At 59.5% G+C, this 25,449-nt stretch carries 37 protein-coding genes and 1 tRNA gene; 17 read left to right on the top strand and 21 right to left on the bottom strand.

Annotated elements, in window-relative coordinates:
- Positions 1-30: 30 nt before the first annotated feature.
- Positions 31-726 carry a cell cycle two-component system response regulator CtrA gene (gene ctrA / locus EOA16_RS10185; protein WP_006203583.1) on the bottom strand — a complete coding sequence of 232 codons (696 nt, stop codon included), beginning with the start codon at positions 724-726 and terminating at the stop codon, positions 31-33.
- Between the two features lie 452 nt (positions 727-1,178).
- Between ctrA and EOA16_RS10190 the strand changes: the two genes are divergently transcribed.
- Entirely contained in the window at positions 1,179-1,556 is a 378-nt protein-coding gene (locus EOA16_RS10190) for a flagellar export protein FliJ (RefSeq protein WP_127257582.1), read from the top strand.
- A 99-nt stretch (positions 1,557-1,655) separates the two neighbouring features.
- Here EOA16_RS10190 and EOA16_RS10195 read toward each other — a convergent pair whose 3' ends face one another.
- A complete protein-coding gene (locus EOA16_RS10195; protein WP_127257584.1) occupies positions 1,656-2,054 on the bottom strand; it encodes a helix-turn-helix domain-containing protein in 399 nt (132 codons plus the stop codon).
- A gap of 90 nt (positions 2,055-2,144) precedes the next feature.
- On the opposite strand from EOA16_RS10195, the gene EOA16_RS10200 reads away from it, so the two are divergent.
- Positions 2,145-3,071, top strand: a complete 927-nt coding sequence (locus tag EOA16_RS10200) for an NADP-dependent oxidoreductase (RefSeq protein ID WP_127257586.1) — start codon at positions 2,145-2,147, stop codon at positions 3,069-3,071.
- A 90-nt stretch (positions 3,072-3,161) separates the two neighbouring features.
- On the opposite strand, the gene EOA16_RS10205 is transcribed toward EOA16_RS10200, so the two are convergent.
- Positions 3,162-3,437 carry a DUF1153 domain-containing protein gene (locus tag EOA16_RS10205; protein ID WP_013529904.1) on the bottom strand — a complete coding sequence of 92 codons (276 nt, stop codon included), beginning with the start codon at positions 3,435-3,437 and terminating at the stop codon, positions 3,162-3,164.
- Between the two features lie 288 nt (positions 3,438-3,725).
- On the opposite strand from EOA16_RS10205, the gene mnmA reads away from it, so the two are divergent.
- Positions 3,726-4,916: a tRNA 2-thiouridine(34) synthase MnmA gene (gene mnmA, locus EOA16_RS10210; RefSeq protein ID WP_127257588.1), complete on the top strand. Its 1,191-nt coding sequence runs from the start codon at positions 3,726-3,728 to the stop codon at positions 4,914-4,916.
- Between the two features lie 25 nt (positions 4,917-4,941).
- Here the strand turns inward: mnmA and EOA16_RS10215 are convergent, their stop codons facing one another.
- On the bottom strand, positions 4,942-5,907 hold the full coding sequence (locus EOA16_RS10215; protein WP_024504501.1) for a Gfo/Idh/MocA family oxidoreductase: 966 nt from the start codon (positions 5,905-5,907) through the stop codon (positions 4,942-4,944).
- 240 nt (positions 5,908-6,147) lie between these two features.
- Between EOA16_RS10215 and EOA16_RS10220 the strand changes: the two genes are divergently transcribed.
- Both EOA16_RS10220 and EOA16_RS10225 read left to right on the top strand, forming a co-directional pair.
- A tRNA-Met gene (locus tag EOA16_RS10220) sits at positions 6,148-6,224 on the top strand.
- Positions 6,225-6,578: 354 nt separating this feature from the next.
- Positions 6,579-7,040 (top strand): DUF4145 domain-containing protein, encoded by a 462-nt coding sequence (locus tag EOA16_RS10225; RefSeq protein WP_164754201.1) that lies wholly within the window; start codon positions 6,579-6,581, stop codon positions 7,038-7,040.
- A 116-nt stretch (positions 7,041-7,156) separates the two neighbouring features.
- Here EOA16_RS10225 and EOA16_RS10230 read toward each other — a convergent pair whose 3' ends face one another.
- The 3 genes from EOA16_RS10230 to EOA16_RS10240 form a co-directional block, all read right to left on the bottom strand.
- Positions 7,157-7,471 carry a hypothetical protein gene (locus EOA16_RS10230; protein ID WP_127257592.1) on the bottom strand — a complete coding sequence of 105 codons (315 nt, stop codon included), beginning with the start codon at positions 7,469-7,471 and terminating at the stop codon, positions 7,157-7,159.
- 283 nt (positions 7,472-7,754) lie between these two features.
- The gene (locus tag EOA16_RS10235) at positions 7,755-8,105 is read right to left on the bottom strand and encodes a hypothetical protein (protein ID WP_127257593.1); all 351 of its coding nucleotides are present in this window, start codon (positions 8,103-8,105) and stop codon (positions 7,755-7,757) included.
- Complete coding sequence (locus EOA16_RS10240; RefSeq protein WP_127257595.1) at positions 8,102-8,599, bottom strand: hypothetical protein; 498 nt, start codon at positions 8,597-8,599, stop codon at positions 8,102-8,104. Before EOA16_RS10240 ends, EOA16_RS10235 begins: the two co-directional genes overlap by 4 nt.
- Before the next feature lie 83 nt (positions 8,600-8,682).
- Here EOA16_RS10240 and EOA16_RS33100 point away from each other — a divergent pair, with 83 nt between their 5' ends.
- Both EOA16_RS33100 and EOA16_RS10250 read left to right on the top strand, forming a co-directional pair.
- The gene (locus tag EOA16_RS33100) at positions 8,683-8,931 is read left to right on the top strand and encodes a helix-turn-helix transcriptional regulator (RefSeq protein WP_127257597.1); all 249 of its coding nucleotides are present in this window, start codon (positions 8,683-8,685) and stop codon (positions 8,929-8,931) included.
- 1 nt (position 8,932) lies between these two features.
- Positions 8,933-9,433 (top strand): hypothetical protein, encoded by a 501-nt coding sequence (locus EOA16_RS10250; protein WP_127257599.1) that lies wholly within the window; start codon positions 8,933-8,935, stop codon positions 9,431-9,433.
- Between the two features lie 589 nt (positions 9,434-10,022).
- Here the strand turns inward: EOA16_RS10250 and EOA16_RS10260 are convergent.
- Positions 10,023-10,316 (bottom strand): hypothetical protein, encoded by a 294-nt coding sequence (locus EOA16_RS10260; RefSeq protein WP_127257601.1) that lies wholly within the window; start codon positions 10,314-10,316, stop codon positions 10,023-10,025.
- A gap of 99 nt (positions 10,317-10,415) precedes the next feature.
- Between EOA16_RS10260 and EOA16_RS10265 the strand changes: the two genes are divergently transcribed.
- The 3 genes from EOA16_RS10265 to EOA16_RS10275 all read left to right on the top strand — a co-directional run bounded on the left by EOA16_RS10265 (position 10,416) and on the right by EOA16_RS10275 (position 11,849).
- The gene (locus EOA16_RS10265; protein ID WP_127257603.1) at positions 10,416-10,715 is read left to right on the top strand and encodes a hypothetical protein; all 300 of its coding nucleotides are present in this window, start codon (positions 10,416-10,418) and stop codon (positions 10,713-10,715) included.
- A 2-nt stretch (positions 10,716-10,717) separates the two neighbouring features.
- Complete coding sequence (locus EOA16_RS10270; protein WP_127257605.1) at positions 10,718-11,410, top strand: SOS response-associated peptidase; 693 nt, start codon at positions 10,718-10,720, stop codon at positions 11,408-11,410.
- A 193-nt stretch (positions 11,411-11,603) separates the two neighbouring features.
- Positions 11,604-11,849, top strand: coding sequence for a hypothetical protein (locus tag EOA16_RS10275; protein ID WP_127257607.1), 246 nt, complete (start codon positions 11,604-11,606; stop codon positions 11,847-11,849).
- Here the strand turns inward: EOA16_RS10275 and EOA16_RS10280 are convergent.
- The 3 genes from EOA16_RS10280 to EOA16_RS10290 are packed head-to-tail and all read right to left on the bottom strand — an operon-like array spanning position 11,846 to position 13,149.
- On the bottom strand, positions 11,846-12,070 hold the full coding sequence (locus EOA16_RS10280) for a hypothetical protein (protein ID WP_127257609.1): 225 nt from the start codon (positions 12,068-12,070) through the stop codon (positions 11,846-11,848). The genes EOA16_RS10275 and EOA16_RS10280 overlap by 4 nt on opposite strands.
- A 4-nt stretch (positions 12,071-12,074) precedes the next feature.
- Positions 12,075-12,287, bottom strand: a complete 213-nt coding sequence (locus tag EOA16_RS10285) for a hypothetical protein (protein WP_127257611.1) — start codon at positions 12,285-12,287, stop codon at positions 12,075-12,077.
- Positions 12,277-13,149, bottom strand: a complete 873-nt coding sequence (locus EOA16_RS10290; protein WP_127257613.1) for an ATP-dependent DNA ligase — start codon at positions 13,147-13,149, stop codon at positions 12,277-12,279. Before EOA16_RS10290 ends, EOA16_RS10285 begins: the two co-directional genes overlap by 11 nt.
- Positions 13,150-13,234: 85 nt before the next feature.
- On the opposite strand from EOA16_RS10290, the gene EOA16_RS10295 reads away from it, so the two are divergent.
- The 7 genes from EOA16_RS10295 to EOA16_RS10325 all read left to right on the top strand — a co-directional run bounded on the left by EOA16_RS10295 (position 13,235) and on the right by EOA16_RS10325 (position 17,128).
- Positions 13,235-13,459: a hypothetical protein gene (locus EOA16_RS10295; protein ID WP_127257615.1), complete on the top strand. Its 225-nt coding sequence runs from the start codon at positions 13,235-13,237 to the stop codon at positions 13,457-13,459.
- A gap of 255 nt (positions 13,460-13,714) precedes the next feature.
- Positions 13,715-14,140, top strand: a complete 426-nt coding sequence (locus EOA16_RS10300) for a DUF983 domain-containing protein (RefSeq protein ID WP_127257617.1) — start codon at positions 13,715-13,717, stop codon at positions 14,138-14,140.
- Positions 14,141-14,396: 256 nt separating this feature from the next.
- Positions 14,397-14,897 carry a hypothetical protein gene (locus tag EOA16_RS10305; protein WP_127257619.1) on the top strand — a complete coding sequence of 167 codons (501 nt, stop codon included), beginning with the start codon at positions 14,397-14,399 and terminating at the stop codon, positions 14,895-14,897.
- A gap of 187 nt (positions 14,898-15,084) precedes the next feature.
- Positions 15,085-15,798, top strand: a complete 714-nt coding sequence (locus EOA16_RS10310) for a thermonuclease family protein (RefSeq protein WP_127257621.1) — start codon at positions 15,085-15,087, stop codon at positions 15,796-15,798.
- 2 nt (positions 15,799-15,800) lie between these two features.
- Complete coding sequence (locus tag EOA16_RS10315) at positions 15,801-16,163, top strand: hypothetical protein (protein WP_164754203.1); 363 nt, start codon at positions 15,801-15,803, stop codon at positions 16,161-16,163.
- Between the two features lie 39 nt (positions 16,164-16,202).
- Positions 16,203-16,814, top strand: a complete 612-nt coding sequence (locus EOA16_RS10320; protein WP_127257625.1) for a hypothetical protein — start codon at positions 16,203-16,205, stop codon at positions 16,812-16,814.
- A 17-nt stretch (positions 16,815-16,831) separates the two neighbouring features.
- On the top strand, positions 16,832-17,128 hold the full coding sequence (locus tag EOA16_RS10325) for a hypothetical protein (protein ID WP_127257626.1): 297 nt from the start codon (positions 16,832-16,834) through the stop codon (positions 17,126-17,128).
- Between the two features lie 838 nt (positions 17,129-17,966).
- Here the strand turns inward: EOA16_RS10325 and EOA16_RS10330 are convergent.
- From EOA16_RS10330 to EOA16_RS32595, 10 genes are all read right to left on the bottom strand, one after another.
- Positions 17,967-18,272 (bottom strand): hypothetical protein, encoded by a 306-nt coding sequence (locus EOA16_RS10330; RefSeq protein ID WP_127257628.1) that lies wholly within the window; start codon positions 18,270-18,272, stop codon positions 17,967-17,969.
- Positions 18,269-20,488, bottom strand: a complete 2,220-nt coding sequence (locus EOA16_RS10335; protein ID WP_127257630.1) for a hypothetical protein — start codon at positions 20,486-20,488, stop codon at positions 18,269-18,271. The genes EOA16_RS10330 and EOA16_RS10335 overlap by 4 nt, the downstream gene beginning before the upstream one ends.
- A gap of 2 nt (positions 20,489-20,490) precedes the next feature.
- Entirely contained in the window at positions 20,491-20,922 is a 432-nt protein-coding gene (locus EOA16_RS10340) for a hypothetical protein (RefSeq protein WP_127257632.1), read from the bottom strand.
- A 16-nt stretch (positions 20,923-20,938) separates the two neighbouring features.
- Complete coding sequence (locus tag EOA16_RS10345) at positions 20,939-21,559, bottom strand: hypothetical protein (RefSeq protein ID WP_127257634.1); 621 nt, start codon at positions 21,557-21,559, stop codon at positions 20,939-20,941.
- 469 nt (positions 21,560-22,028) lie between these two features.
- Positions 22,029-22,961: a hypothetical protein gene (locus EOA16_RS10350; protein WP_127257636.1), complete on the bottom strand. Its 933-nt coding sequence runs from the start codon at positions 22,959-22,961 to the stop codon at positions 22,029-22,031.
- 103 nt (positions 22,962-23,064) lie between these two features.
- Positions 23,065-23,397 (bottom strand): helix-turn-helix domain-containing protein, encoded by a 333-nt coding sequence (locus tag EOA16_RS10355; protein ID WP_127257638.1) that lies wholly within the window; start codon positions 23,395-23,397, stop codon positions 23,065-23,067.
- Positions 23,394-23,864, bottom strand: coding sequence for a hypothetical protein (locus tag EOA16_RS32590; protein ID WP_164754204.1), 471 nt, complete (start codon positions 23,862-23,864; stop codon positions 23,394-23,396). Before EOA16_RS32590 ends, EOA16_RS10355 begins: the two co-directional genes overlap by 4 nt.
- 178 nt (positions 23,865-24,042) lie before the next feature.
- Entirely contained in the window at positions 24,043-24,810 is a 768-nt protein-coding gene (locus EOA16_RS10365) for a DUF3102 domain-containing protein (RefSeq protein ID WP_127257640.1), read from the bottom strand.
- Positions 24,811-24,844: 34 nt separating this feature from the next.
- Positions 24,845-25,138, bottom strand: a complete 294-nt coding sequence (locus tag EOA16_RS10370) for a DUF6074 family protein (protein WP_127257642.1) — start codon at positions 25,136-25,138, stop codon at positions 24,845-24,847.
- A gap of 114 nt (positions 25,139-25,252) precedes the next feature.
- A partial coding sequence (locus EOA16_RS32595) for a hypothetical protein (protein WP_206517326.1) occupies positions 25,253-25,449 on the bottom strand: 197 nt, incomplete at its 5' end.

Below are 25,449 nucleotides of genomic sequence, written 5' to 3' on the forward strand. Positions count from 1 at the left end.
TTTATTGAAAAGATTCGAACGATTCGTCGCTCAGGCGCTGACGCGAATGTCTTCCGGTTCGCGCAGCACATAGCCGCGCCCCCAGACCGTTTCGATGTAGTTCTGGCCGCCCGATGCCGCGTCGAGCTTTTTGCGAAGCTTGCAGATGAAGACGTCGATGATTTTCAGCTCGGGCTCATCCATGCCGCCATAGAGGTGGTTGAGGAACATTTCCTTGGTCAGCGTGGTGCCTTTGCGCAGCGAAAGCAACTCCAGCATCTGGTATTCCTTGCCGGTCAGGTGCACGCGCTGGCCGCCGACTTCGACTGTCTTAGCATCGAGGTTGACCACCAGGTCCCCGGTGGTGATGACCGACTGGGCGTGGCCCTTGGAGCGCCGCACGATGGCATGAATGCGGGCAACCAGCTCATCTTTGTGGAACGGCTTGGTCATGTAGTCGTCCGCGCCGAAGCCGAGGCCGCGCACCTTGTCCTCGATGCCGGCCATGCCGGAGAGGATGAGAATAGGTGTTTTGACCTTGGAAAGGCGAAGCGTTCTCAAGACCTCGTAGCCCGACATGTCAGGCAGGTTGAGATCGAGAAGAATGATATCGTAGTCGTAGAGCTTGCCTAGATCGACGCCCTCTTCACCGAGATCGGTCGTGTAGACGTTGAAACTTTCCGATTTCAGCATCAGTTCGATGCTTTGTGCGGTTGCACTGTCATCTTCTATCAGCAGAACACGCATTTCATTCCCCTTTTCTGCTGCCGGACCATTTCACGACCCGTCCGGACCCGGAGCAGTGGTTGCCTTGTGCAGAGGCTGCCATTGAATGGTTAACAAATCCTAATTTCCCGTCCATGACGGTACCAGATTTTTTAACCTCTTTCTACACCCTCTTGAATCTAATAACGAATCTCAGAACCAAATTCCTAATGCAACACATTAACAACCTGGACTAAGCGACTCCAGGGACTCATCGACGTCGCTTCCGCATCGGTGGCCGGAATTTTTACCCGGCCTTAAGTCCTGACCCGTATGATTAACAATGCCCGTAAACGAATGGTTACCGCCGGCAAAAAACTTTAGGGTTTTGTTTCCTATAGTTCGGGGAAAGCCGGTGGACACGGGTGCGGCCTGGGCGTTTCCAGGTGGTTTGGACGATAAGTGCGGGTGTGCGTTTCCGGGAGTACCGAATCATGAAGTCACGTGAAAACCTCGTTCGGCTGAAACAGTTTCAGGTGAATGAGAAGCGGCGGCAGCTGCTGCAGCTCGACATGATGATCGCCGAGTTCGAACGCATGGCCGTCGAGCTGGAGCTTCAGATCACCGCCGAGGAAAAGAAGGCCGGCATCACCGACATCAACCATTTCGCCTATCCGACCTTCGCCAAGGCGGCTCGCCTGCGCCGCGACAACCTCAGGAATTCTCAAAGCGACCTCGCCCAGCAGCGAAGCGCCGCCGAATCATTACTCGGCGAAGCTGAAGCGGAGCTTTCCAAGGCGGAAATGCTGGAATCGCGCGACACGAAGATCCGCGAAACCGAAGTCGGTGGCCGCAGCGCCATGATCGGCTAAAACCCTGCCGTTGGCGGCGTCAGCGCTCGCCATCAGGCCGGCGCAATTGCCGTGGCTTGCCGCCCCGGCGGGAATACGCGAAGAAAAATAAAACCCGCCCTACGCGGCCCAATCCCCTTCATTCTCGGCAATTGCCCTTGCACGGGCATCCTTGATATCCGGCGCATGCTGCTCCGCCCATGACCTGATCTGGGTAAGCAGTCCCGCCAGGTTCTGACCGAGCTCGGTCAATTCATATTCGACGCGCGGCGGAATGACCGGGAAGATCTCGCGCCGTACCAGTCCGTCGCGCTCGAGCACGCGCAGCGTCTGCGTCAGCATCTTCGGCGTGATGCCCTCAAGTTTCCGGGCAAGCTCGCCATTGCGCAGCCGGCCTTTGCGCAGCGCGCAAACCACCAGATAGACCCACTTGCTGGCCAGCATCTCCAGCACGGTGTGCGAAGGACACGTTCGCCGGAACGCATCATAGCCGAAACCGCAATCATCTTCACTATCCATGAGGTGCGTATATATCAGGAAGGTACATACTGGACAAGGGACTGTTACTATCCAAATGATAGCGGCATCAACCGAGCAGGAGACATTTCAATGCATGCCGTTATCCAGAATTCCGTCGGCGGACCCGACGTCCTTGTCATCGCCGATCAGCCGGACCCCACGCCAGAGGCCGGCGAAGTGCTGGTCCGTGTCAAGGCCGCAGGCATCAATCCGGTCGATGGCGCCGTCCGTGCCGGCTACTACCCCTTGCTCGGCGAGCCGCCCTTCATCCTGGGTTGGGATATCTCGGGAACTGTCGAAGCACTCGGCGCCGGCGTCACCGGCTTCAAGATCGGCGACGAGGTGTTCGGCATGCCGCGCTTTCCCAAGCAGGCGGCGGCCTATGCCGAGCTGGCAGCCGTACCTGCCGATCAAATCGCACTGAAGCCGAGGGGCGCGGGCCACCTCGAGGCGGGCGCCTTGCCGCTGGCCGGCCTCACCGCCTGGCAAGGGCTTGTTCGCCACGGCCGACTGAAACCGGATCAGCGCGTATTGGTGCATGCGGGAGCCGGCGGCGTCGGTCATCTGGCGGTGCAGGTCGCCAAGGCGCACGGCGCCTACGTTGTCGCCACGGCCAGCCCGGCCAAGCTCGATTTCGTCCGCAAACTTGGCGCCGACGAGGTCATCGACTACACCAAGGGCGATTTCACAGACCGGGTTCGCGACATCGACCTGGTGCTGGATCCAATGGGCGGCGACCACGCCCAACGCTCGCTGAAGGTGCTCAAGCGTGGCGGCGTGCTGGTGTCATTGCTCGATGTCAGCGACGACACCAGGGCGCAGGCCAATGCGCGCGATACCCGGGTCGAGCGTATGTCCGTCGTGCCCGACAGGGAGGGCCTGCTGGAACTGGCTCGGTTGATCGATGCCAACAAGCTCGCCGTCCATGTGGCGAAGAGCTTCCCGCTGGACCAGGCGGGGGCGGCTCACGCCTTCCTCGCCACCAAGCCGATCGGCAAGGTTGCACTGACCGTCTGAGCGCCAGAAGGCTCGCTTCCAACGAAAAGCGTTTTGGAAAACACGAAGGGCGCGGGGGTTAGCCGCGCCCTTCGTCTAAATTCGCAATGGTTAGTGCCGGTATTGCTGGATGCGCGTCGTGCGCAGCCCGGCAAGGCCATATTCGTCGATCGACGCCTGCCAGGACAGGAATTCCTCGGTGGTGAGCTTGTAGCGTTGGCATGCCTCGTCCAGGCTCAAAAGCCCGCCGCGCACGGCCGCAACCACTTCCGCCTTACGCCGGATAACCCAGCGACGTGTATTGGTCGGCGGCAGATCGGCAATCGTAAGAGGGCTGCCGTCAGGCCCGATAACATATTTGACTCTCGGTCTAACCAGATCGGTCATCGTACTCTCTACAAAAAACTCAAAGACCCAATCCCCGCCACGTTACCGCCACAGCTTTAAAAATTGCCTAAGCAGACCCTAATGACTAGGTAAGGATCATGAACGCCGCGTTAGTCTTTTCGCCGGCATTTGAAACATCTGCCCGCACACCCTGATTTGCCGGGGAAAATGCATCCCTTGCCGAAGATCGGCCGCGACCGGTGAATCGCCCTGCACGCTGGCGCGCCGGTAAAGCTTGACCTATATTCTCGACATTGGCATTGAGGCGCCGCGCAGAACGAAAGCATCATGAACAGTCTCGATCTTCCCGGACGTCCCGAAAACACCCGCATCGTCGTCGCCATGTCGGGCGGTGTCGATTCCTCGGTCGTAGCCGGCCTGCTGAAACGCGAGGGCTACGACGTCGTCGGCGTCACCTTGCAGCTCTACGACCATGGCGCGGCGACGCACCGGGCCGGCTCATGCTGCGCCGGGCAGGACATCGACGATGCCCGCCGTGTCTCCGAGACGCTCGGCATCCCGCATTATGTGCTCGACTACGAGGAACGCTTCCGCAAGGCGGTCATCGATCCCTTCGCCGAGAGCTACGTCGCCGGCGAGACGCCGATCCCGTGCGTTTCCTGCAATCAGACGGTGAAGTTCGCCGACCTCTTGGCCACCGCCAAGGAGCTCGGCGCCGACGCGCTGGCCACCGGCCACTACATCCGTTCCGGCGCCAATGGCGCCCACCGCGCTCTCTACCGTCCGGTCGACGCCGACCGCGACCAGAGCTATTTCCTGTTCGCCACCACGCAGGCGCAGATCGATTATCTGCGCTTTCCCCTCGGCGGCCTGTCGAAGCCTCAGGTTCGCGCCATCGCCGAGGAGATGGGGCTGGCGGTTGCCGCCAAGCAGGACAGCCAGGACATATGCTTCGTGCCGCAGGGCAAGTATTCCGACATCATCGCCAAGCTGAAGCCAACCGCAGCCAATCCGGGCGACATCGTCCACATCGACGGCCGCGTGCTCGGCCGCCATGAGGGCATCCTGCGCTACACGATCGGCCAGCGCCGCGGCATCGGCATCGCTTCCGGCGAGCCGCTTTACGTCGTCCATCTCGACGCCGACCGCGCTCGCGTCGTGGTTGGCCCGCGCGAGGCGCTGGAGACGCACAAGATCTATCTGCGCAATATGAACTGGCTGGGCGACGGACCGCTCACAGACGTCCCCGCTGGCGGCCTGGAACTGTTCGCCAAGGTCCGCTCGACGCGGCCGCCGCGTTCGGCCGTGCTGCATCATCGTGCCGGTGCCACATGGGTGGAACTGGTCGACGGCGAGTCCGGCATCGCGCCGGGCCAGGCCTGCGTGCTCTACTCCGATGACGGCAACGAGGCCCGCGTGTTCGGCGGCGGCTTCATCGAGCGTTCGGAGCGTGGCCCCGAGGCCGAGGCCATGCTGACCCGGCTGGCCGCCAGGCCGGCCCAGATACCTGCCGAATAAGATACCCGCCGAATAAATCCGCGCTTCAGGAATTCGACTTGGTGTGGGTGACCGTGCCGGCGGTCAGGATGCGCAGCACCCTGATGGCTTCCTCGCCGCTGGTGCGCGGTTCGGCACGCGTCTCGATGCACTGGATGAAATGCTCAAGCTCGCGTGTCAGCGGCATGCCCTGGGCAACCGCCACATAGGACGGCTCATTGGTGGTGAAGGCCCATTGGCCGCTGTCCTGCCACACCGCGTGGCGGTAGACGGCTAGCTTGCGTTCCCATGGCTCGACATCGTCGAACACCGCCATCGCCTTGGTGCCGACCACGGTCAGCCGCCGCTCGCGATAGGGATTGAGACGCGAGGTGAAGAGATGGCTGCGCAGGCCGTTGGGAAAGCGCATGTGCAGATGCGCGAAGTCGCTGAGATTGTCGAGGAGCGCCGCGCCCTCGCCGCGCACCTCGATCGGCTCTGTGCCGGTGATCGCCAGGATCATCGACAGATCGTGCGGCGCCAGGTCCCACAGCGCGTCGTTCTCGGTGTGGAACTTGCCGAGGCCGAGCCGGTGCGAGTGGATGTAGCGGACTTCGCCGAGTTCGCCCTTGTCGATCAGCCCTTTCAGCGTCTCGAAGGCGGGATGGAACCGCAACACATGGCCGACCATGAAGACGCGGCCATTGTCCTTGGCCGCCTGCACCGCACGCTCGGCATCCGCCACCGTCAGCGCGATCGGCTTTTCCACCAGCACGTCCTTGCCGCTCTCGACGGCACGCACGGCAAGGTCGGCATGGAATTGCGGCGGCAGTGCCATGACGATGGCGTCGATATCGTCACGGACGAACAACTGGTCCGGCTCGATCGCCAGGCAGTCCTGCTCGCTGGCGAAGCCTTCTGCGCGGGCCCGGTTGGTATCGGAGACCGCGTGCAGCGCGCCGAGCGCCTTGAGAGTGCGGATGTGGTTGCTGCCCCAGTATCCGCAACCGAGGACTGCTATGCGCGGCTTCATCTGTTTCAAACTCTAAAAACTCGTGGCCGAGACATAGCGACGTGCCCCTTCGAACTCAACCCCGGCGGCGGCAACCAAATGTCCGCACGGCAAAGCTTTTCGATAATGACGATAAGCCGGCAAGCCGGTTGCTTCGAAGCTTGACAGGCTCACCCTCCCAACCTTATATCCGCGCGACCTTGGCGAACGCCCCCGACATGCCTTTCGATTTGAGGCGGATTTCGGGCCTTTCGCCGCCCTGGCGGGGTAGCTCAGTTGGTTAGAGCACGGGAATCATAATCCTGGGGTCGGGGGTTCAAGTCCCTCTCCCGCTACCATTACTTTTCGACGCCATTTCAACAACTTGCATGCGGTCCAAGTGGTCGCATTACTTGCTTGGGATGTCGCATCATGTTGCAACTGGCTACCGTTGATTTCCAACGGTTTCCTGCGACTATCGGCAGGTCCACGCGACATGGACGCGACACAGGAGGGGGATTTTGGCGTATTCAACAGTGGCGACGACGGCCGGGGGAAAAGTTCCAGGTGACAAGCTCCTCGACCTTGGTCGCTGCCCTCACTGTGACATCGCAAGCCCGGATGTAAATCGAACTTGGTCGGACCACTGGAAGAGCGTCGCAGAAGAGCGCTGGGCAGCCTATCGCTGCAATTCCTGTTCAGGGATTATCTCGATGCGAATGCGCTATGAAAAAGATGGACGAATGCAAGCCACGGCTATCTTCCCCGATGCAAAAATTGCGCACGCAGATATCCCAGAGCCCGCAAGGACATTCCTTCAACAAGCGTTCGAGACGCTTCGTGCCCCAGATGCAGCAGCGGTAATGGCCGGTAGCGCTGTGGACGCCATGCTGAAAAAACATGAGCTTACCGAAGGCAGTCTGTATGCGCGTATCGACGAAGCCCTAAAGAAAAACCTTCTAACCGAGGGAATGGCTAAGTGGGCGCATTCGGTCAGGCTCGGCTCTAATCGCCCGAGGCACGCCGACGACACCAGACCCCACGTTTCGCCTGAGGAAGCAAAGCAGGCTGTTGAGTTTGCTGAGGCACTAGGGAACTTCCTTTTCGTTCTGACGGCTAGAATTGACCGAGGTATCAAGGCGGCCGAACAGGCTGTGAAAAGCCCGGCCACCTGAGTTGCCGAGCCAGGTCAGACCGCTCTGCCTTTTCCGCCGCCGGTCGAATTCCCGAATAATCCGGAACGCATGTGAAGAATACCGGCCGCCGGGGCCTGCCGCTTTGCATCGCAATCCTACATTCCAGTAGTGCTATTCTCCCGGCTACCAAAATGTCGCGTCGGCGCCGGCCGATCGGCGCTTCGCTCTTGGTCTGATCCGCCGCCCACCTCAATGATTCCGACCAGTGCGCGAACAAACTGAACCATATCGTTTGCCGTGATGGCTGCCTCGTCGGGACTTTGCCCAATGTACTCGGCGGCTGCGCAACATGACAGGCGGATGAGATCGTAGTGTGAATCCCTTTCATCCTCCGGCAACGCTGCTATTTTAAGAGTTCGGCGATGAATCAACCGCAGCAATTGTTCGAGAGCTGCTCCGACGACACTCATGCGTTTGCTCCGCATTGGTCGAGCGCTTTCCGACGCTCCAAGGGCGCGCGTTGTAACGTCGATGAGGGAGGTGGTTTTCGCGTCCCCGTGATGTGGAAGGGTGCGTCACAGCCGTTAATATATCGTTTCTTGCTAATATAAGACGCATCGCAGAAGCCGCCCGGCCTACTGCAAGGGGGCGCCTCAGAAATCGTTCGTGTAAGCATCATTGTAAGCAGGCACCGGGCACAAAAAGGCCCGGAAGCCGAAGCCGCCGGGCCTGATCTCATCAACCAGTTAGTGGTTAATTCCCGTGGAACGCCGGGCAGTCCTGCGAGACCAGCGGATTGAGAGCCCACTGGACGGTTTCGCCGTCTTCCGATGGCTCGGCGTCGTGGCCGTCCTCATCGTCGGCGTTGTCTAGCTCCAGATCGCATGTGTCGCCGGGCCCGCCGCGCGCCGTCCAGCCGAGCGATGGTTCGTCGTCGGCGGTGTCTTCCAGGTCGCAATCTGCTTCCATGAGGTCGAGCGCGGTGATCAGCGCCATAGACTGGTCTAGAAGTTCGTTGATGCGCTTGCCGACTTCCTGGCGCCACGTGCGCGGGTCCATACCGGCTGGCATGCCGTAGGGCTTCAACGTGCCGAGGGCGTTCATGCTGCACCTGTGGATTTTACAGCGACGGCGCAACGGGCGAAAGCACCGCAAAGTGTGTCGTGGAGCGCTTCGATGCGTATTCTCGCATCTTCGATCTGCCCCACCATCATCGCGGCAAGCGTTTCCCCTTCGCCGGTCGGCTCCTTATCCATCTCGTTGAGCATCGTGATCAATTCGGGCTTGGTTTTGTACATAACAGCCCACGCTAAGCGGATTGCGACGAGCGTGGGATTTATCGCCTCGATCCATTCGTCATTGGTCGGCGGCACGAATTCGCCCTCGTAATGTTCCCAAGGCTTCCAGTCGAGCGCGGCGAATTCAGCGTCGGGCATATCGTCCGCTGGCGCTTCAGCCGCTAAAGCGCCCGCCATAGCCGGAATGGAGGCAATCGCGCCGATGAGCATGGCGCGGCGGGAAAACCGTCCGGTGAAGATGTGCATTCCCTCGACAGCGGGCATGGCTTCGCCGGCCGCCGGAACATGGGTGTTCGGCATGGTGTTTGCTCCAGTTGATGTTTTCGTATTGCGGTGATACGAATAGATCACCGTTATACAAACGTCAACACTTTTAGATAAAGTTGATCCGGATGGATAAGCCTACAGGCCGACAAATCGCTGCTGCGCGGACTCTCGTCGGCATGACGCAACCACAGTTAGCCGAGCAATCGAAGGTGTCGGTTCCGACCGTCAAGCGCATGGAAGGCAGCGACGGGCCGGCGGTTGGAATGGCAAACAACGTCGATGCTGTCTGCCGCGCCCTCGAGTCCGCCGGCGTCGAGTTCATAGCTGAAAATGGTGGCGGAGCTGGCGTGAGGTTGAGGAAATAAAGTGGCCGAAACACCTGAGACTGAAAAAAGCTACGATCTTCGAATCCGTGCGGCTGAACGGGCCCACGACGCTAGGCGCACGGCTCTTGAAAATACAACCTCCCAGGTTCTGTCCTTTTCTAACAGTGCTATGAGGGCACCAGCTCTTGTGGCAGCTGGTGGCGTGGCCGCTGCTTTGGGCTTTTACAGCGCTAATTACACCCGATTGGCCGAACAACCGGAACACTTGACGACATTTAACTCGATTCTCTACTGGCTTTTCGCAAGCCTGCTATTGACTGTGATTGCCCCTGGGTTGGCCTATTTCAGCCAAATCTATTTCTCGCTGTCGATCGCCGAAGAGGATTCTGTATGGGAAGCGCCGTTCATACGCGACACACCTGAGTCAAAGCGTCTGAAACTCCTCGGTGAAATAATTCGCTGGGGCTCAATCGGCGCCGTGGTCGGATCTATCGTTTGTCTTGCTATAGGTGGCGTGACGTTTCTCTCATTAATAAAGTAAGTGGCTGGCGTTCCCCTTCGAAAGAGCCCGCTTGCGTGTCCCTGTTGTCTGCGCGATTGTTCTTTTTCTGCTGGGGTACGCACCATGGGGATTCTGCTATTTTGGTTCGGTCTGTCGATGATCGTCGGCATTGCGGCCAATAGACGAGATCGCAACGGCACCGGTTGGTTCTTTCTATCGCTTCTCATTTCGCCAATACTTGCCGGCCTCTTGATGATCGCTCTTGGGAACGGAAGGCCACCGGCTCAGTACCAGAGGGTGCAAGTGGTCGACGCAGGGCCACCCTCAAAGACCTTTGGGCCGATCATCGAAAAGCAATGCCCGGATTGTGCAGAGATGGTGAAGGCGGACGCGCGCATATGCCGGTTCTGTCGGCATGAATTCGGGTAACGCAAAAAGGAGCGATTCGGAATGGACGAGGACGCAGGGAAGATTTTGGCTGAGATCGCCGACAACATGGAGAGCATGCGTTCGGACTTAGTTCTGCAAACGGTCATTCAGACACGCTGAGGTGCAGCGCTTCCGCTGCCACCAGAAAGCGCTTGATTTCAGCCTGAGACAACGCTTTGAGGGTTTCGACCTGGCCAGGCTATCCCCTAAACCGCTCGGTGTGCCAATGGATCTTGCCGTCGACCTTCATCGGTTTGTGAATCATCAGGCGCTTGGGAAGGTGCTCGGGGTGGACCTCAAGCAGCGTGATCTTGATCGATGGCTTGCACCGGTTGCAGTCGAATTTCAGCTTCAGAGGATCGACGCCGCCGCCGTAGACCATCATGAGATCGGCTGATCTGCAGTAGCGGACATTGCCGCAACTGCATTCGGCCTTCACAAGCATGTTGTGCCGCGTCGCCTTGCCCAGCGTGTCGATCGGATCGTGTGCCATCCCTCTAGAAAAGGAACATATTCCTCGCAGGTCAAGAGGCTCTTGACTCAACCGTTCTCATTTTGTTCACTGGCGACAGGATAACCACAGGAGGCGAACATGCAGCTTCGCTTAGAGATCAAAGGCGCTTCACCTGAGGAGCAGGAGCGCGGCGTCGAGGCGGCAAAGGCCGTCTTCGCTGCGGCCGGCATCTCGGCCCAGCAAGCCGCAGGTGGATTGTTTGCCTTGGAAGGCTGGGACGACGCCAGCTTTGCTGCCGATGAGGAACCCACAGCGGAAGAGGACGATGCTGCAAGTGTTTGGATCGAGGCCAACAAGGCCGCTATCGCCGCATGCTGCGCCAATTGGCCTCCAGATGCCGTGCCGGACAATTATCTCTTGCTTGAATTGGTCGATTGAGCATGTGCGGCCGCTATACCAGGTACCTGACCTGGTCTGAGATCCATCGCCTATATCGGCTGACCGCGCCGGCGGAGACTGGCCGCAACGACGCCCCTCGCTACAACATTGCGCCAACCGAGGAAGTCCCGTTCGTCACGGCCGGCGAGGATGGCAATCACAAACTCCGCGAAGGCCGCTGGTGGCTCGTGCCGTTCTGGGCGAAAGAGATGCCCAAGGCGGCAATGTTCAATGCCAGGATCGAAGGCGTCGATACGGCCCCGGCCTTCCGTGACGCGTTCAAGTCAAAGCGCTGTCTGATCCCGGCCGACGGCTTCTACGAATGGACCATCTCGCCGGCCGACGGCAAGAAGGACCCTTGGCATATCTATCTGCCCGGACACGCGCCGTTCTCGTTTGCCGGCCTGTGGGCATACAATTCGAACCTCGACATCACCAGTTGCACCATCATAACAGAGCCGGCCGGCGAGCCGATGAAGAACCTGCACGATCGGCAGCCGGTGATCCTCGACCAAACCTACTATGACGCGTGGCTGGATCCGACGACGCCCAAGGACTACCTGAAAGACATTCTCAGCCACGACATCGACGGTCAACTGCAGTTCAACCGCGTCGGTCGCGACGTCAACGCAACTCTGATCAACAAGCAGCCCAATGACCATCCCGCCTTGGTCGGCCCGATCAACCCCCTATGAGCGACGAACCGCTGAGGCTTGCGGAGGGGATGACGGCAGCGCCGCGCGAGCGGTCGCGGATCGAAAACCATGTTTGCGAGTTTGCAAGATGTGGCATGCGTGCTCCGTTCGGATTTGCCAAGCCACGGCAAGAGTCACACTGGTTCTGTTCCGGGCACCGAGAGCATGGCGACCAGTATTTGCAGGGGGCAAGATGATCAGTCCGCCGAAACGACAGGGAGAATATCAGGACCGGGCCATCGACTGCCAAGAGGCAATGGAGCCCGGATTTCAGGCAATCGTCGATTGCATGCTGGAAGCGGGATGGAAGCGAGGCGAGACAATGCGGGCGTTTAAACGGCTCATCGCCGCCGACAACATGACGCAGAAAGAGAGCGCCAAGCTGGAGACGCAACTCGCAATTGCGCGGGCCATGTTGCGCGCCGGCAAGCCGCTCTAACGCTCGACGCCGGCCTCATCAACTTCCGCTTCCATCTGGTCACTGACAGGCTTGACCTTTCCGGCGTCGGCCAAAGGAAGGTCGTCAAAGCCTTGCAGCCAAGCGTCGGCCTGCTCTTCCCAGTACTCCGGCACTGAGCGTTCCTTGCAGTCCTTGCGCGCCTGGGCGCCATACATCCAGGCATAGGTGACGCGCTCCTGATCTTTCTTGGCGACCGCCATCTGTCTAGCGTCCTAGCGCCTGCTTCGAGAGCGATACAAGTTCGGCCTCGTCTCTGATGCCTGCCATGTAGTTGGCGATGATTCGGGAGGCCAATCGACCGTGCGCATCAGGTGAATGCTCGTCGACGCGTTTGAGTTGGTCGAAAACCCGCCCTAGCAAGGCTAGTTCGGCACCATCAAAAATCCCGGCGTCCACAGCTTTTCGTCTAATTGGCATCAGGTTCCTCCTCTCTGAAGTCCTGCAGCGATGCGTGCCGCAAATCCTGTTCGCCGCGCAAGTGCTTCACGCGGGCGATGATCCCCGGTTTTACCCATTGGGTTGCCGACCGCTTCATGCCCTTCGGTGCTGCTCCTGCGTGGTTCTGGACGCGCTTCCAGAGGCGTTCGCGCGTCTCCCGGTTCAGGGTGATGAAGGCCGAGCCGACATAGCGCCCCGTGCCTCGCTCTGCCATGAGAGCGAATGCCGGCTTGCCAGGCTCCCGCTCGACCCCGAGAAGGTCAAACTCGCCGACGGCATAGCTTTTGGCCTTTAGCCAGTTTGTCGTTGGTCCGCTCCGATATTTGCTATCGCGACGCTTCGACACCATGCCCTCAAGGCCAGCTTGGTCGACAAGTTGGAAGATGCTGGCGGCATCGCCGGGCATCGGCTGACTGAATTGGATATGCTGTCCCTCAGGGATCATCGCGGCAAGGATCTCGCGCCGATCCTCCAACGGCATGTCACGGAGGTCATGGCCGTTGATGTGCAGCAAGTCGAAAGCGACGAAGTAGAGGTCGTGCTGGCGACTGGTGATCGCCTTGCGCAGCGCCGAGAAGTGGGACAGGCCAGCATCGTTCAACACGATGATCTCGCCGTCGATGACGGCATTCTCTACACCGAGGGCGGCGGCGGCCTTTGCGAGGTCGCGATATTTCGATGTCCAGTCCAGGCCGCGCCGAGTGAAAATTCGAGGGCCGCCGGCATCGATCACGAGCTGGGAGCGGTAGCCATCGAACTTGACCTCATGCAGCCAATCACCGCCCTCGGGAGGTTTCTCCACCAAGGTTGGCATCATCGGCGAAATGAACTTCAAACGCATGCCTTGGACTCGTGGAACCGCGATTCAATAAGCTTAAGCTAAAATGGTTCCGGAACTTTTACCGTGGCGCCGGGTTCGATGCCCCATGAAGAACGATCCCGATTGCAGAGCCGCGCTGCGGCTGATCAGAGAAACGATCGAGGACCACTGTCCGCCGGGCGTTCTGCCCAGCGAGGAGGCCGTGAACGGGATCTATGGACCGGGCCTGCTTGACGAGGCTGAGGCGCTGGCCGCCGCCATCGTGGCGACAGTCGAGCGATTGCAATTGAGTTCAGCCGTCAAGCCGCCGGCGCCGAGCATTAAGGCGTAGCCCAGAACGCAAAAAGCCCGCCAGCCGTAAGGCCAGCGGGCAGGGTCTGGAGTGCTGGGATCAACCAGCATAGGTCAACGAGCGGCGGCAAAGATTGGTTGCGAGTATCACTTGCGCCCAGGCAAATAGAATCCCCGTCGAAGGACCAAGGATTCGCCGACGTAGCCAAACGATATGCTGCGTTGATTGTTCTGAATGAGGTCGCGAAGTCGGAACGACCAGCGGAACTATGCGTCTTCGGCCAAGTTAGGCCTCATGGTTGAGCACATCGAAACCACCAACCCAATCGTGACAGGATTCAAAGGGTTGTGCCCGCGTTGTCAGCAGGGGCACCTATTTGCCGGGTATCTGAAGCTGGCGCCTCGCTGTGACATATGCGGGCTAGATTTTTCCTTCGCCGATCCGGCTGACGGCCCGGCGTTCTTTTCGATGTCGATAGTTGCGTTTCCCGCTATGGCCTTCGCGCTCTGGCTACAGCTGCGGTTTGAGCCTCCCTTCTGGATCCACATCTTAACAAGCTTGCCTATGACTATTGGCGCTTGTGTCCTGCTGCTCCGGCCTCTCAAAGGATGGCTTGTCTGCTCTCAGTATTTTCACAAAGCCGCCGAGGGCTCAATCGACTTTGAATGGCATGCGACCGAGGCACAGCGTCGAGTTGATGCCGGCCGCTCACATCAATAAGTCATCCTCGCAGCCGTCGCTGCATTCCTTCAATGGGGTTCCTCGGCCAGGGCGATCCTTGAGGTCGCTGTCGCGCATTTAAAGCCACCATCCAGGTTCTGGGTTAGCGCACCAGCTACACGACGTTGCCAGCACGACCGCAACGGCTACCGGGCAGATAATAGCGTCCGTGGGGAATTTACCAGAACAACGGTCGTCACTTGCACAAATAATAACTTTAGGAGATGCTGATCTGCGGCCTTGGGAGGGCTTGGGGATGAAAAGAAAAACGTTGATGGCACTCGTTGCCATTGTGCCGCTGTGCGGCTGTCAAACAAGCAATCAAGCTGATTACATGCAAATTGGCTACGGGCCAAGTTTCGAGGTCGCGCACGCTCAGTGCGAGATGCGAAAAGGATCAGTAGACCAAGGCTATCTTGCCATCGGATCCCCCGCCTTTGTTGCTGGTGCGGGGATCGGCAATGCGCTGGGCAACTTGGCTGCCGAAGATCAATATATGAAGAACTGCCTGATCATCAGCGGCTGGAAGCGCTCGCCGCGCGGACGAGGCGCTGCCGCTGCATCCGCCGTTGCCTCTGGTGCGACACCTACCCCCTATGGAATCCAGCGCGCACCCGGTAGCTGGATCAACACCGCTCTGCTCGACTGGTCAGATGCGAACAACAAATGCATCGGCGGTGACAAGGCCTCTTGCGCCACTCGAGCAAAGCTTGGCGCGCAATTGAGAGCCTCCGGCATCAACCCAGCGCCAATCTGATTGCAGGAATATTGGTCCTTGGCTTCTTGGCACGACTGGTAGGTATTGGAGAGGGGTCGCTAGCGTGGACAAGTCACGATACGACAATCGGGCTGACCAGTGGCGCAGGCGGCAAGGTGCGCAGCGGCGACGTGCGCGAGTGCTCGCAAGCGTTCCAAAGCGGCTCGTATTCGTTACGATTGCTGCTATGGCTGCCTTCGTGGCGCTTTTTGTCGAGGAGCACAGTGACGTCGCGCCAGACCTCCACGTTTCCAGCTGGGTCGCACCGAAGCCGGCGCCGATCGCCGGTGTTGCCGCCGTCATAGACGGTGACACGATCGAGATTCATGGACAGCGTATCCGCGTCAACGGTGTCGACGCACCCGAGTCCGCCCAGCAATGCGATGACGCCGAGGGCCGCCTCTACCGGTGCGGTGCGAAGGCCGCAGCAGCGCTCGACGGTTTCCTGGCCGCTGCGAGGCCGGTTACATGCACCTTCGTCGCGTGGGACCGCTACAACCGGTTTGTGGGAGACTGCCGGCGTGCGGATCTTGCCAGCGTGGCCGCCTGGATGGTCGAGCACGGCCATGCGCTCGACTGGCCCAAATACAGCCACGGTGCCTATGCCGCGCAGCAGGAGAAGGCCGAGGCGGCAAAAGTGGGGCTGTGGGTCGGAAGGTTTCAGATCCCGTGGGAATGGCGTGCTGGGCACGGTAGCGGCGATCCTTCCTCCTCGGCAATCACCAACCAGCCTCTAGGGCTCATCAACAGACAGGTTGCGCAGAGCTATTCGTGCCAGCCAAGGCGAACCTGCCCGCAGATCAGCTCGTGCGACGAGGCGAACTGGTATCTGGCCAACTGCCCATGGGGCGGCAAGCTTGATCGCGACAAGGATGGAATCCCGTGCGAGAGCCTTTGCTGACGATGAAACGATTGGTCAGAACTGCCGCACTAGTTTTGTTGGCCGGCATCACACAAGCGCATGCCGACGCAAGACGCGGGGCCTTCTCAAATGCACTTTGGTATTCTTCAAAATGCCCTGCTTATGAACTCGATCCGCAAAAGGCCATGGAAATAGCCGTGTCCGTTGGACTGCCTAACACTCCTAGCTCGATCATAGTCACCGCGAACGAAGGAGAGAGTTCGTTCCTCTCAAATGTGGTGCCTTTCGCTGGCCACCCGGATCGCGCGCAACTGTCGTATGAGGAGTGCACCAATGCCTATTCCCTCTTTGGACCGGAGGGGACGGTGATCAAAGGAATTCTCAGACTGCGATCGGGCGATTAGCGGCGGCAACTTGTAATCTACACCGAAAGGGGAGGCGGCTTGCGCCCGCGCGCCACTTGCGCAAGTATTAGCGAACTGGCTGGGGGGCATAGTGCTGTGGGTTGGGGGAAATTCGTATCGTTTGCACTAGCAATGATCGCTGGTGCTGCAGAAGCTCAAACGCTTCAGGGCGTCGAAAACTGCCGGCAGCTTTTAAACGATGCTGACCGGCTGGCATGTTACGATGGCCTGCACACGGGCACGGCATCGCCGGTAGAAACAGCATCGAAGTCTGCTTCGCCCGTTACTCTCGCCAACGCTCGATTCGATATCCAGGACAAAAATTACGAACAGCAGGTTTTCAGCCCTCGGATCGAACTCCACATGTCGTTTGCCAACACCTCGCCCAAGAGAGTGTCAGCCCTGGCTTTAGTGGTTTCAATCAAGGATGCGTTCGGCGATGTGATCCTCAACGGAGAGAGCAAGTTGGATGTCAGCATCAGGCCGGGCGGCACAGAGACAAGTCCAACGTTCTTGTTTTGGGAGGACAACCAATTCTTGAACGACGACGCCTATAGCAAGATGATTGGGCCGGTAGCCGCTGGCACAGCTACGGTCGAAGTAGCAATCAACAAGGTGGTCTACGACGATGGGACAGTCGAGCCGTACTAATCTGCAAGGGGGGAAATATGCCGCATATTGAGCGTATCGAGACCAGAAAGCGCGGCTTCTTCGGAATGCTGTTTTGGTGGATGTTCTTGGCCTTCAATGCGCTGATGGGCCTGTGGATGTTCGCCGGAATTAAAGGTGCGAGTCAACAATATCAGGCGACAACTGACGCTGCGTCGCATGTCGGAACTGCGATCGGCGGCAGCATTGCCATAGGCATCTTGCTCTGGATCTGGGTGTTCGGCGATATTATTCTAGGATTGCTGGTGCTGTTGTCGCGGGGGAAGCGAATTACGATCGAGCAAACCGTCAACTGAGGGGGAAGTCATGCAGGTGCTTGGTGACGCGACTATTAAAAGATTTGCCGATACGGACTCGGGGGAGTTAGTGGCTTTCGGCACGAGAACAAGGAATCTCGGAATTGTGCTTGCTCCACAAGACGGAGATGGCCGGCTCATTGGAATGGTTACGGTTGGCGAAGAACCACACCCCCGGATGATTTTCGGTAGTCCAAAGAGTGAATGCCTGTCCTTTGGGACCAATTGGGCAATCGAACCACTTTCGGGTGACCAGTCGTTTCCTAGCCTCCATGAGCGCACCAATTTGGCGGGATTGCTTGCCCAAACGGCGGAGGGCTGGCTTATGAGTTTCGCCACCAGTGGCGTCGATTCCGTCGGGCGGTTCACTACTCAATGGTGGAATATCTCAAGCAACAAACAGGAGAACTTGGGTGATAGGGCTGCCCTATTTGCGTCTTGGAGGATATGGCAAAGCAGTGATGAGTGGCGAAACAACGCCAGGGCAACTCCTGTGCACGAATACACCGCTACGGCGCCCCAGCGGAGATAGTTTTTTCTATGCATAGCTGGGGCGGATGGCTAGCCGGGATCGCTTTCATTGTCGCGCTGAACCTGGGGGCAAACCTAATTGCCCAGAAAATAACAACGCTTCAACATGACCGCACCGGACCCTGGATGCCTTATCGCATCTTAGTTATCGGATGCCTATTCGCACTTTTGGCGGTGTGTGCCCTCGTTCTGATCGTGCTCGACGCCGCAGGATATCGGCTATGACCCACGCCCCTCCGGGGCCACCCTCAGTGAAACAGCAGCGCGCCGACGACGGCGAGCGATGCGAGGAAGGCCAGCGCTGGCATCATGCGACTCCCCTAGGCTCGGAGTGCTCAAGCCACCGCTGGCCCATGTATTCCATCGCGCCGGCAAGCTCGGTGAAAAACTGATCCATGTTCGCAGCGGCAATCGTCATCCGCAGCACCGACCCATCAGGGCGAGTGAACTGGAGACCGAAGAACTGGCCATCCGGCGAGCAGCCGAGCCAATAGCCCTCGGCCTCCGCTGCAGCAAAGTCGCCGAACTGTTCCTGAAAGTCGCGGCGGTTCTCTTCTACCCGCTCGACGTGTTCCGGTGGGGCTCGCCACCAAGCTTCGGGTCTCTCGTTCATCGGCTTGGCCTCCTGCCAAGGCTGGTTTGCTGGTGCCTCACCCACTCCCTTTCGAGCCTATTCATTGCGATATCGCCGATGGTGATATCGTCGATCGGTGTGCCGCCATTGAATTGCAGAAGCAGAGGCGTCCTCTTCGAGGAAGACGAGGCCGGCGCAAGATTGGCAGTGGCAAGGCCGCCGCCAGCGAAGCGCGGAATGGACATCGACCGGTTGAAGTTGTCCACCACGCCACCGACGCTGAAGCCGCGAAGCGCCCGGAGCGGGTCGACGCCCGAGTTGAGGGCAGCGAGGAAATCAACGCCGAGACGTTGCACCGCGCGAGCCTGGATGACGAATTCGCCAGCCGACAAGCGCGCCAGGATGCTATCGGTCCTCGGTCCACCAGGACCGCGCACGACGCCACCGGAACGGAAACCCTGCGTCCCGCCGCCGCCACTGTCACCGCCCAACCCGACGAGCTGCTTCGCCAGATTGATGGCCGACTGGATCTTCGAAACGATGCTGTCGACCAGCGACGACACGCGGTTGAGGACGCTGCTGGCGATGCTGACCAGGCTGTTGAAGACGGCGGTGATCCGCGCTGGCAACGTGCCAAACCAGCCCGCGATCCGCTCGACGATCGCCTGCGCAATCTGGCCGAGCTTATCGATAAGGCCATTCCAGACCGACAGGATGGCATCCACAATGCCGTTGAACGCATCGACCGCCGCTTGCTGGCCTTCGCCGAAGGCGGCAACAATGCCCTGCCAGAGCCCTGTGGCGCCGTCGACAATGGCCTGCCAGGCCACGGCTGCGCCGCCGGTGATGAACTGCCACGCGGCCGAGACCCCGGCTTTGATTTCCTCCCAGAAGACGCCTATCAGGACTCCCGCCGATACCGCCGCTGCGGCAACCGCCAGCGGGATGCCCCCCACCAGACCGGCCAGGAAACCTATGCCTGCCACCACTGCACCGATGCTTGACGCCAGCAGTGTGAATGCACCCACGGCCGAAAGGATCGCGGTTCCGAGTGCCAGCTCGCCGGCAGTGATGTCGGTGCCGAATACGCGGTTGATCTGGTCGGCAACGAACTGCGCGCCGTCTCGGAGCAGCCGGAAGGCCGGCAGGACGAGCCCGTTAAAGACGCCCGCGACGTCGTTGCCGAACTGGATGACGGCGGCCGACCATTCCTTGATCCATGGATTTTTGATGGCTGCGGTGTTGCCGCTTAGCAGGTGCAGGAGATCGCCCAGGACACCGGCGGTAACGCGGGCAGCCTCAGCGCCGAACTGCAGAATGGCGTCCTTGTTGTCCACGATCAGATCCCGGAACGCTTGGGCGCCGACCAGGACGAGCGGTGCGAACAACAGGCCAAGTTTCTTTCTGACGCCGAAGAGGGCCGCAGACAGAGAATCCAGCATGTCACCCAGCGAGTCGCCCAATGCCGCGTCGGCAGGCGTGAACAGGAACCCCAGCTTTTCCGCCTCTTTCCCGAGGTCGCGGATTCCATCTCGACCCTGGTTTAGGAACGGGATGAGTTCGGCGAACGATTTGCCGAAAATCTCCATCCCCAGCGCGACCTTGACCGGGCCGTCTTCCAATCGGGAAAATGCCTCTGCGAGATCCCCTATGATAGCCTCGGTCGGGCGCAACTTGCCGTTGGCGTCCTTGATCTTGACGCCGAGCCGGTCGAAGACGGTTCCGGCCTTCTTGGTCGCGTCCGCCGTCTTGTCGACCTTGCCGCCGAAGCGCTGCACACTCACGCCTGAGTCATCGAAAGCCTTATCGGTTTTGGCGGTCTGGCCGGCCGCTTCGGCAATTGCCTTGTTCAGCCGCGACATACCGGCGACGAATTGGTCATTGCCGACGTCGGCCTGCTTCGCTGCAAATGCCAATCGCTGATAAGCGTCAATTTGCAGGCCGGCTTTTTGCGCGCCTTTGCCCGCCGCGTCGGCGGCCTCAGCGCCACTCTTGGCCAAGCTGAACATTGCCGCGCCAGCCGCCGTCGCACCAGAAGCAAGGCCGGTGCCGAGCAAGGCAACGTTCTTCGCGACGTTCGCCAGGTCAGACCGCACCTTCGACAGGCTGGCGCTAAACTTGGCAAAATTCGCTTTGTCCACGGCAGCCTTGATGTCCTTGAACGCTTTTTCTCCGGCCGCGCCAAGGGCTTTGAGCTGGCTCGCGATATCCTTGCCGCCGTCGAGCGCAATGCGTTGCGTGATGGTTTTGGCCATGATCAGTCCCCCTTGCCATTGCGGCGGGCGTAGATGTCCGAGGCCATCCCGTTAAACTTGCCGTTGGCGCGCGCGATTGCGGCGTCCCATGACACCGTCTGAGGCTTGGGAGTTTCGGACTTGGCACGTCGGAAGAAATCGAAACGGGTTGCCGTGCTGCCAAGCGCCGCTGCGGGTACCTCGGAGGCAGGCGCCGAATTGGCTGGCGTAATTCCATAGATAGCGCGGGTGTTCGCTTCCGAGGACTCGGCGGGATATGAGCTCCTCAAATCCGCTAGGTGATCCCTCTCGTCCATCGATAGCTGGAAGAAAACCCCGCTACCTCGGTGCTGAGTGGCGTGGAAGAAACCGATCGCGTCTTCATCGTTCGTGAAAGCTGCATCGCCAGTTTCGACGGCGCGGCGCCAGTGTGCCGAGAATGTTGTGGGGATCATGGTCTAAAATCCTTCTCTAGGGTCGTGCCGCGTGGCCGGCGTCGCACATGAGTTCTGCGACCTCCATTCCGCCGGGTAGGCCGTCGGCTTCGGCCTCGTCGGTCCAAGCCGGGCAGTCGCCTTCATGGTCACACCACTTCAAATAGAAGGCCTGTGCCTTCTCATTCTCGAATGTCGGTAGCGTTTCCGGTTGCAAAACCTGGCGGTAGTCCCGAACTCTGGACGACTCCTGGTGGACCATGGCGGCGATGTATGCGGTCATCTGTGAGAGGGCTAAGACTGCCCGCGCCTGGTCTATCTCGGCTGCGCCGAGCACCCCCATCGACTGTTTCATGAGTGGGGGCCATAAGGTGCGCATGGCGTTCAGCATCGCCAGGACGCTCGGTTCGTAGCCGGTCTCTGACTTCGCTTTCCATTCGGCTTGGCGGCGAACGGCGCGATCAGCACGCCCGCCGTGTCCGCGCGCAATATTGCCGTTGAGACGCCGTGCAGAATCGGCAGCGCTGCGGTCGATCTTGCGTTGGCCGTCCGCCAATTCGACAACCGGGATGGTGCCGTTCTTGACGCCTCGCGAGACCGTAGACGCGTTGACGCCGATGGCTTGCGCATATTCCGCAAAGGTCATCAAGCTTGACATGACTTTACTTCTCGATTGCGACAGAAGCCGCGATGCAAAAGGGTTTGAGATGGTTGCGCGTGGCCATGCACAAGTTCTGTACACTTGTGGCTAGAGAGGGATCGCGCGCTGCCGCCCCTCATCCTGTCTGTGGTCTGGGAAGTACCTTGGATTGCCCGATGGATGGATGCAGGCAGAGCAGCAGCACCAAGTGCCACCCCGCCTGCTTTGCCTACGCGCCATGACGAAACAACGCGCTGGCAATCGGTGCGGCCAAGGTGGATATCGCTACCGCCCTGGCCGCGACGCATTGCCGACGAAAGGAAGTCGGCCGCGCCTTTCATGAAGACGAACGGGCTGAGTGCAGCCGTAGATCCACACCCAGCCCTAGCCAACCGGACGGCCCCGCAGCCTCGGTCGACATGGAGTGAGACCGGGCAGCCGAAGCCGTCCGTCTCCGTTGCGAAATGGGAAGGACCGCCCATTGAGCTTACTCGGCCGCCTCTGCCATGGCAGGTTCGGCGCTTGGGATCTCGTCGGTGTATTCGATGCGGATGTTGCTATCGTTTACCGCAGGTGCGGGACGCATTGAGGCGATTTTGTCCAGATTGGCTCGCACTGAACGCAGATCGGAATACGGCACCGCCTGCCAGAAGGGCACGTCGCCTACCCTGAGCCCGGGCATAGCAATGGTGAAGATGCTGTCGGGCCTCTCGGTCTGGGAGGCGGGAAGATAGGAGCGCTTGACCAGCCGGCGCCTTATAACGCTGGTGTAGCCTCCGCCGCTGCCGCTACTGACCGTTCCTAGATCCGAGCCTTTGGAGCGAGCATCCAATTCTAGCTGCTTCTCCTGAGGAAGGACCTGGATGCCCGATGCGTTGGCATAGCACCAGAGTGCGACCTCCTCAGATTTGAGGGTTCGCTCCGGTTCGCCGGGCTTGCCACGCACCGCGAACTCGGGATCCAGCAGCGGCGGCACACCATCAGGGAGACTCTGGTTTGCCTGTTCGATTGCGGTTTGCGCCTCGGCTACCGTCTTGATAAGGGCAGCGAATTTGCGGGCGATCTCGGGGTATTCCTTCGTCAGCGCCTTGGCGGCCGCATCAGCCTGGGCCTTTGCGGCTTGGTATCGAGCAACCTTGATCTGGTCTGCCTCTGAATTGCGGGCCTGCTCGGTGCGACGCTCTAGTTCGTCCTTGGCAGCATAGAGGCGCTCGATGTCACGGTTCGCGGTAGTGATGCGGTCCTCGACCTCGGCGAGTTGCTTATCGGACCCGTCAAGCAGGATGCGCCGACGCTCGGCCTCCAACGCCTCGGCCGCCGCTTCCGCGCCAGCAATATCGATTTGCGCCAAGGCGGCGCTAAGATCAGCAAAGGTATTCGTCTGCCGGCGCACCAGATTTAAAACGGCTTTGAGATCCATCGTCGAGGTTCCACGTTTCTATAACGAGGAATCTACCTCAACGGCATCACTCAGTCATTTCGAGAAAACTGCAAAACCTGCACTGAAAACTGCAAAACCTGCATCAATGTTCGTTTCGAACGGCGAGGTATTCGAAGAGCTCGCGCTTCGTAATCCGATGTCTGCCGCCAACCCTGGTATTGGTGCCGATGAATCCATTCTCGCACCATCTGAGGATGGTGGTCTCATGACGTCTTGCCAGATGACCGGCCTGCTTCGGGGTCAGGAACTCTGGCTGGTGTGCCCATTCCGGCAGCGTCTCCCATTCGTGCTCAACAGACTTCAGTTGGTCGGTTGCATCCAAGGCGTGCAACTGATCAACCAGCGTGTTCAATGCGACTTCAGTAGCTTTGATTGCTGCCTGCAGGCTGCAGCGCGCGCGTTCGATCTCGCTCATTGGCTGCCCGCCCCGAATTCCGGAACCAAACCGGAACGAACCGGCCCGCCATGAGTTACGCAATCATGATGACCAGCATGAAACCCCACCACGCGGCCGATATTTTGACGTTGGAACTCGCCAACGCCAGGGAGCGCATGAAGCGGACCGAGCTCGCGATTGAACGCACAGAACAGATGCTGGCCGAGAATATCGCACTGCGCCGCAGGATACGAACTGCGGTCGAGGCCGCAGACCGCTTCGGACAGGCATCCTAAGGCTTGGTCGATCCAGACGGCGGCGGTGCGGTAAGCGGGCGCGGTCATCTTGCGGATCGCAGGGGAAGAAAATCTTTTGCGGTAGGTCGAATTTACACGCCAGCGACTTTGCATGAGCATAGGGTGCTGAGGCGGGAGGGCTGGTGATGGGAGGTCATCATGCCTTTGGATGTCAGAAAATTTGTCGATATGTTCTTGATGATCCGCCAACGTGCGGCTCCACCGGAACGGATCCCGATCGCGACGATGCTCGTGGATCGGCCTGTTGTTCACAAGAAGCCCAGACCTTCTATGAGGAATAGGCCACTGCCCCCGCAGCACCATGCTGCAAGCAATATGTAGGCCCGTCTTGCCGCAGTTTCGATAACCGCATCGCGAAGGGCGTCGTTCATGCCTCATCATCCCATTCGTACGGGCGATCATTTGGAACTCGTCGAAAGCCCTCCAGGCGGGAGCCATACGGGTTGGAGAGAAGGCCAGAAAGATAATGCTGCCTGGCTTTTTCGAAAGCCAGCTTGAGCGTGTCGAGATCGTCCTGAAAACGGCTGATGAGTAGCACAGCGAGCGCATAATCGGCCCGCTGCTGAATCTTCTGTTCCGCTTCCCGCCTTTGCCGATGCTTCTCGTTCTCGCGGGCCCAGCGCTGTTTATTGGCTTTCTCCCGCACCTTCGCTTTGGCTTTGGCCTCTGGGGATATCCGCGCAGCCTCTTTGGCTGCCTTCTCGACGTCCTTTGCGTTGGAAAGGATGTAGTTCACCGCCCTGACCGGGAGCGGCTGTGCGAGCTTCTGCCCCTCATCAATGCGGTGCAGGAGATCGTCACGAACAGGGCCCGGTGCCTTCGCCATTTCGATTAAGGTGGTCACCGGCAAATACGAAGTAACTTCGTTTTTGGAACCGAGCTTTTCGGCAGCCAGCATATAGTCCTGAGCCGTTCGGATCGTCATCGGGAATTCCGACTCCACCCAGGCGGTGAAATGACCGTGGCCGAGGCTGTCTTTCACGTCGTTCAGCTTGGCGCCGATTTCCAGCACCGAGGTCGACATTCTTCGCCGCCGATCGCCGATGAACTCAGCGGCCTCTTTCGCAAGCTTCGCCTGTGCGGTGCTCAGGTGGGCGTAGTTGAAGACGGGCAGCGTGGTGAGATCGTCGGTCATGCACGCCTCCTCATCGGTACGATGTCATTGTTGCTCATGCCGCGTTTCCGCCGGGCCGCTGGCCGCGACGGGTCTGCCGGATCATCTCGACATCAACCGCCGACCAAAAAGCGCCGACCTGCTTATCCTGGTCGATCTGCGGGACTTCCAGCCGGCAAAGATGGTTGATGAGGGCCAAAGTGACCTGATCGCGGTAACTGTCGGCGTGCCGGTCAGTCGATTTCGCCAGCATCTTCTCAGCTGTCGATCGAATGCGCCCAACACGTTTGCTCATTGGAAACAGGACGATCTGGCAAGGTGGGGACCAGTCAAACAGGCTATGCTGCATGGGAGACTCCGGCCACATAGGTCTGGTAGGATAAGGATGTCACGAAAACCGTGACAGTTGAGGTGTCAAAAAGCCCACTTTCGTCACGCTTTTCGGGACAGGCCGTCACGGTTTTCATGACACTGCGGCCATTTTCGTCACGGTTTTCGTGACAGGATCGTCACGGTTTTCATGACGGGGTTTTGTTTGCCGACCATTGGTGCCGCGTGGGTTGTTGGCAGACGCGCCCTGCACGGAGAAATCGTGTCCGGATTGCCATTGGCGATATAGCTTGCGGCCATCTCCTACGGTTCCCGGCATCTTCAATTCGG

Source organism: Mesorhizobium sp. M7A.F.Ca.US.008.03.1.1, from assembly GCF_003997495.1.
GTDB lineage: Bacteria > Pseudomonadota > Alphaproteobacteria > Rhizobiales > Rhizobiaceae > Mesorhizobium.

Bases quoted from the DNA above. Each gene is read 5' to 3' on its own strand.
- ctrA (WP_006203583.1), bottom strand. From the start codon at position 726: ATGCGTGTTCTGCTGATAGAAGATGACAGTGCAACCGCACAAAGCATC.
- EOA16_RS10190 (WP_127257582.1), top strand. From the start codon at position 1,179: ATGAAGTCACGTGAAAACCTCGTTCGGCTGAAACAGTTTCAGGTGAAT.
- EOA16_RS10195 (WP_127257584.1), bottom strand. From the start codon at position 2,054: ATGGATAGTGAAGATGATTGCGGTTTCGGCTATGATGCGTTCCGGCGA.
- EOA16_RS10200 (WP_127257586.1), top strand. From the start codon at position 2,145: ATGCATGCCGTTATCCAGAATTCCGTCGGCGGACCCGACGTCCTTGTC.
- EOA16_RS10205 (WP_013529904.1), bottom strand. From the start codon at position 3,437: ATGACCGATCTGGTTAGACCGAGAGTCAAATATGTTATCGGGCCTGAC.
- mnmA (WP_127257588.1), top strand. From the start codon at position 3,726: ATGAACAGTCTCGATCTTCCCGGACGTCCCGAAAACACCCGCATCGTC.
- EOA16_RS10215 (WP_024504501.1), bottom strand. From the start codon at position 5,907: ATGAAGCCGCGCATAGCAGTCCTCGGTTGCGGATACTGGGGCAGCAAC.
- EOA16_RS10225 (WP_164754201.1), top strand. From the start codon at position 6,579: ATGCGAATGCGCTATGAAAAAGATGGACGAATGCAAGCCACGGCTATC.
- EOA16_RS10230 (WP_127257592.1), bottom strand. From the start codon at position 7,471: ATGAGTGTCGTCGGAGCAGCTCTCGAACAATTGCTGCGGTTGATTCAT.
- EOA16_RS10235 (WP_127257593.1), bottom strand. From the start codon at position 8,105: ATGAACGCCCTCGGCACGTTGAAGCCCTACGGCATGCCAGCCGGTATG.
- EOA16_RS10240 (WP_127257595.1), bottom strand. From the start codon at position 8,599: ATGCCGAACACCCATGTTCCGGCGGCCGGCGAAGCCATGCCCGCTGTC.
- EOA16_RS10260 (WP_127257601.1), bottom strand. From the start codon at position 10,316: ATGGCACACGATCCGATCGACACGCTGGGCAAGGCGACGCGGCACAAC.
- EOA16_RS10265 (WP_127257603.1), top strand. From the start codon at position 10,416: ATGCAGCTTCGCTTAGAGATCAAAGGCGCTTCACCTGAGGAGCAGGAG.
- EOA16_RS10270 (WP_127257605.1), top strand. From the start codon at position 10,718: ATGTGCGGCCGCTATACCAGGTACCTGACCTGGTCTGAGATCCATCGC.
- EOA16_RS10275 (WP_127257607.1), top strand. From the start codon at position 11,604: ATGATCAGTCCGCCGAAACGACAGGGAGAATATCAGGACCGGGCCATC.
- EOA16_RS10280 (WP_127257609.1), bottom strand. From the start codon at position 12,070: ATGGCGGTCGCCAAGAAAGATCAGGAGCGCGTCACCTATGCCTGGATG.
- EOA16_RS10285 (WP_127257611.1), bottom strand. From the start codon at position 12,287: ATGCCAATTAGACGAAAAGCTGTGGACGCCGGGATTTTTGATGGTGCC.
- EOA16_RS10290 (WP_127257613.1), bottom strand. From the start codon at position 13,149: ATGCGTTTGAAGTTCATTTCGCCGATGATGCCAACCTTGGTGGAGAAA.
- EOA16_RS10295 (WP_127257615.1), top strand. From the start codon at position 13,235: ATGAAGAACGATCCCGATTGCAGAGCCGCGCTGCGGCTGATCAGAGAA.
- EOA16_RS10300 (WP_127257617.1), top strand. From the start codon at position 13,715: ATGGTTGAGCACATCGAAACCACCAACCCAATCGTGACAGGATTCAAA.
- EOA16_RS10305 (WP_127257619.1), top strand. From the start codon at position 14,397: ATGAAAAGAAAAACGTTGATGGCACTCGTTGCCATTGTGCCGCTGTGC.
- EOA16_RS10310 (WP_127257621.1), top strand. From the start codon at position 15,085: ATGGCTGCCTTCGTGGCGCTTTTTGTCGAGGAGCACAGTGACGTCGCG.
- EOA16_RS10315 (WP_164754203.1), top strand. From the start codon at position 15,801: ATGAAACGATTGGTCAGAACTGCCGCACTAGTTTTGTTGGCCGGCATC.
- EOA16_RS10325 (WP_127257626.1), top strand. From the start codon at position 16,832: ATGCCGCATATTGAGCGTATCGAGACCAGAAAGCGCGGCTTCTTCGGA.
- EOA16_RS10330 (WP_127257628.1), bottom strand. From the start codon at position 18,272: ATGAACGAGAGACCCGAAGCTTGGTGGCGAGCCCCACCGGAACACGTC.
- EOA16_RS10335 (WP_127257630.1), bottom strand. From the start codon at position 20,488: ATGGCCAAAACCATCACGCAACGCATTGCGCTCGACGGCGGCAAGGAT.
- EOA16_RS10340 (WP_127257632.1), bottom strand. From the start codon at position 20,922: ATGATCCCCACAACATTCTCGGCACACTGGCGCCGCGCCGTCGAAACT.
- EOA16_RS10345 (WP_127257634.1), bottom strand. From the start codon at position 21,559: ATGTCAAGCTTGATGACCTTTGCGGAATATGCGCAAGCCATCGGCGTC.
- EOA16_RS10350 (WP_127257636.1), bottom strand. From the start codon at position 22,961: ATGGATCTCAAAGCCGTTTTAAATCTGGTGCGCCGGCAGACGAATACC.
- EOA16_RS10355 (WP_127257638.1), bottom strand. From the start codon at position 23,397: ATGAGCGAGATCGAACGCGCGCGCTGCAGCCTGCAGGCAGCAATCAAA.
- EOA16_RS10365 (WP_127257640.1), bottom strand. From the start codon at position 24,810: ATGACCGACGATCTCACCACGCTGCCCGTCTTCAACTACGCCCACCTG.
- EOA16_RS10370 (WP_127257642.1), bottom strand. From the start codon at position 25,138: ATGCAGCATAGCCTGTTTGACTGGTCCCCACCTTGCCAGATCGTCCTG.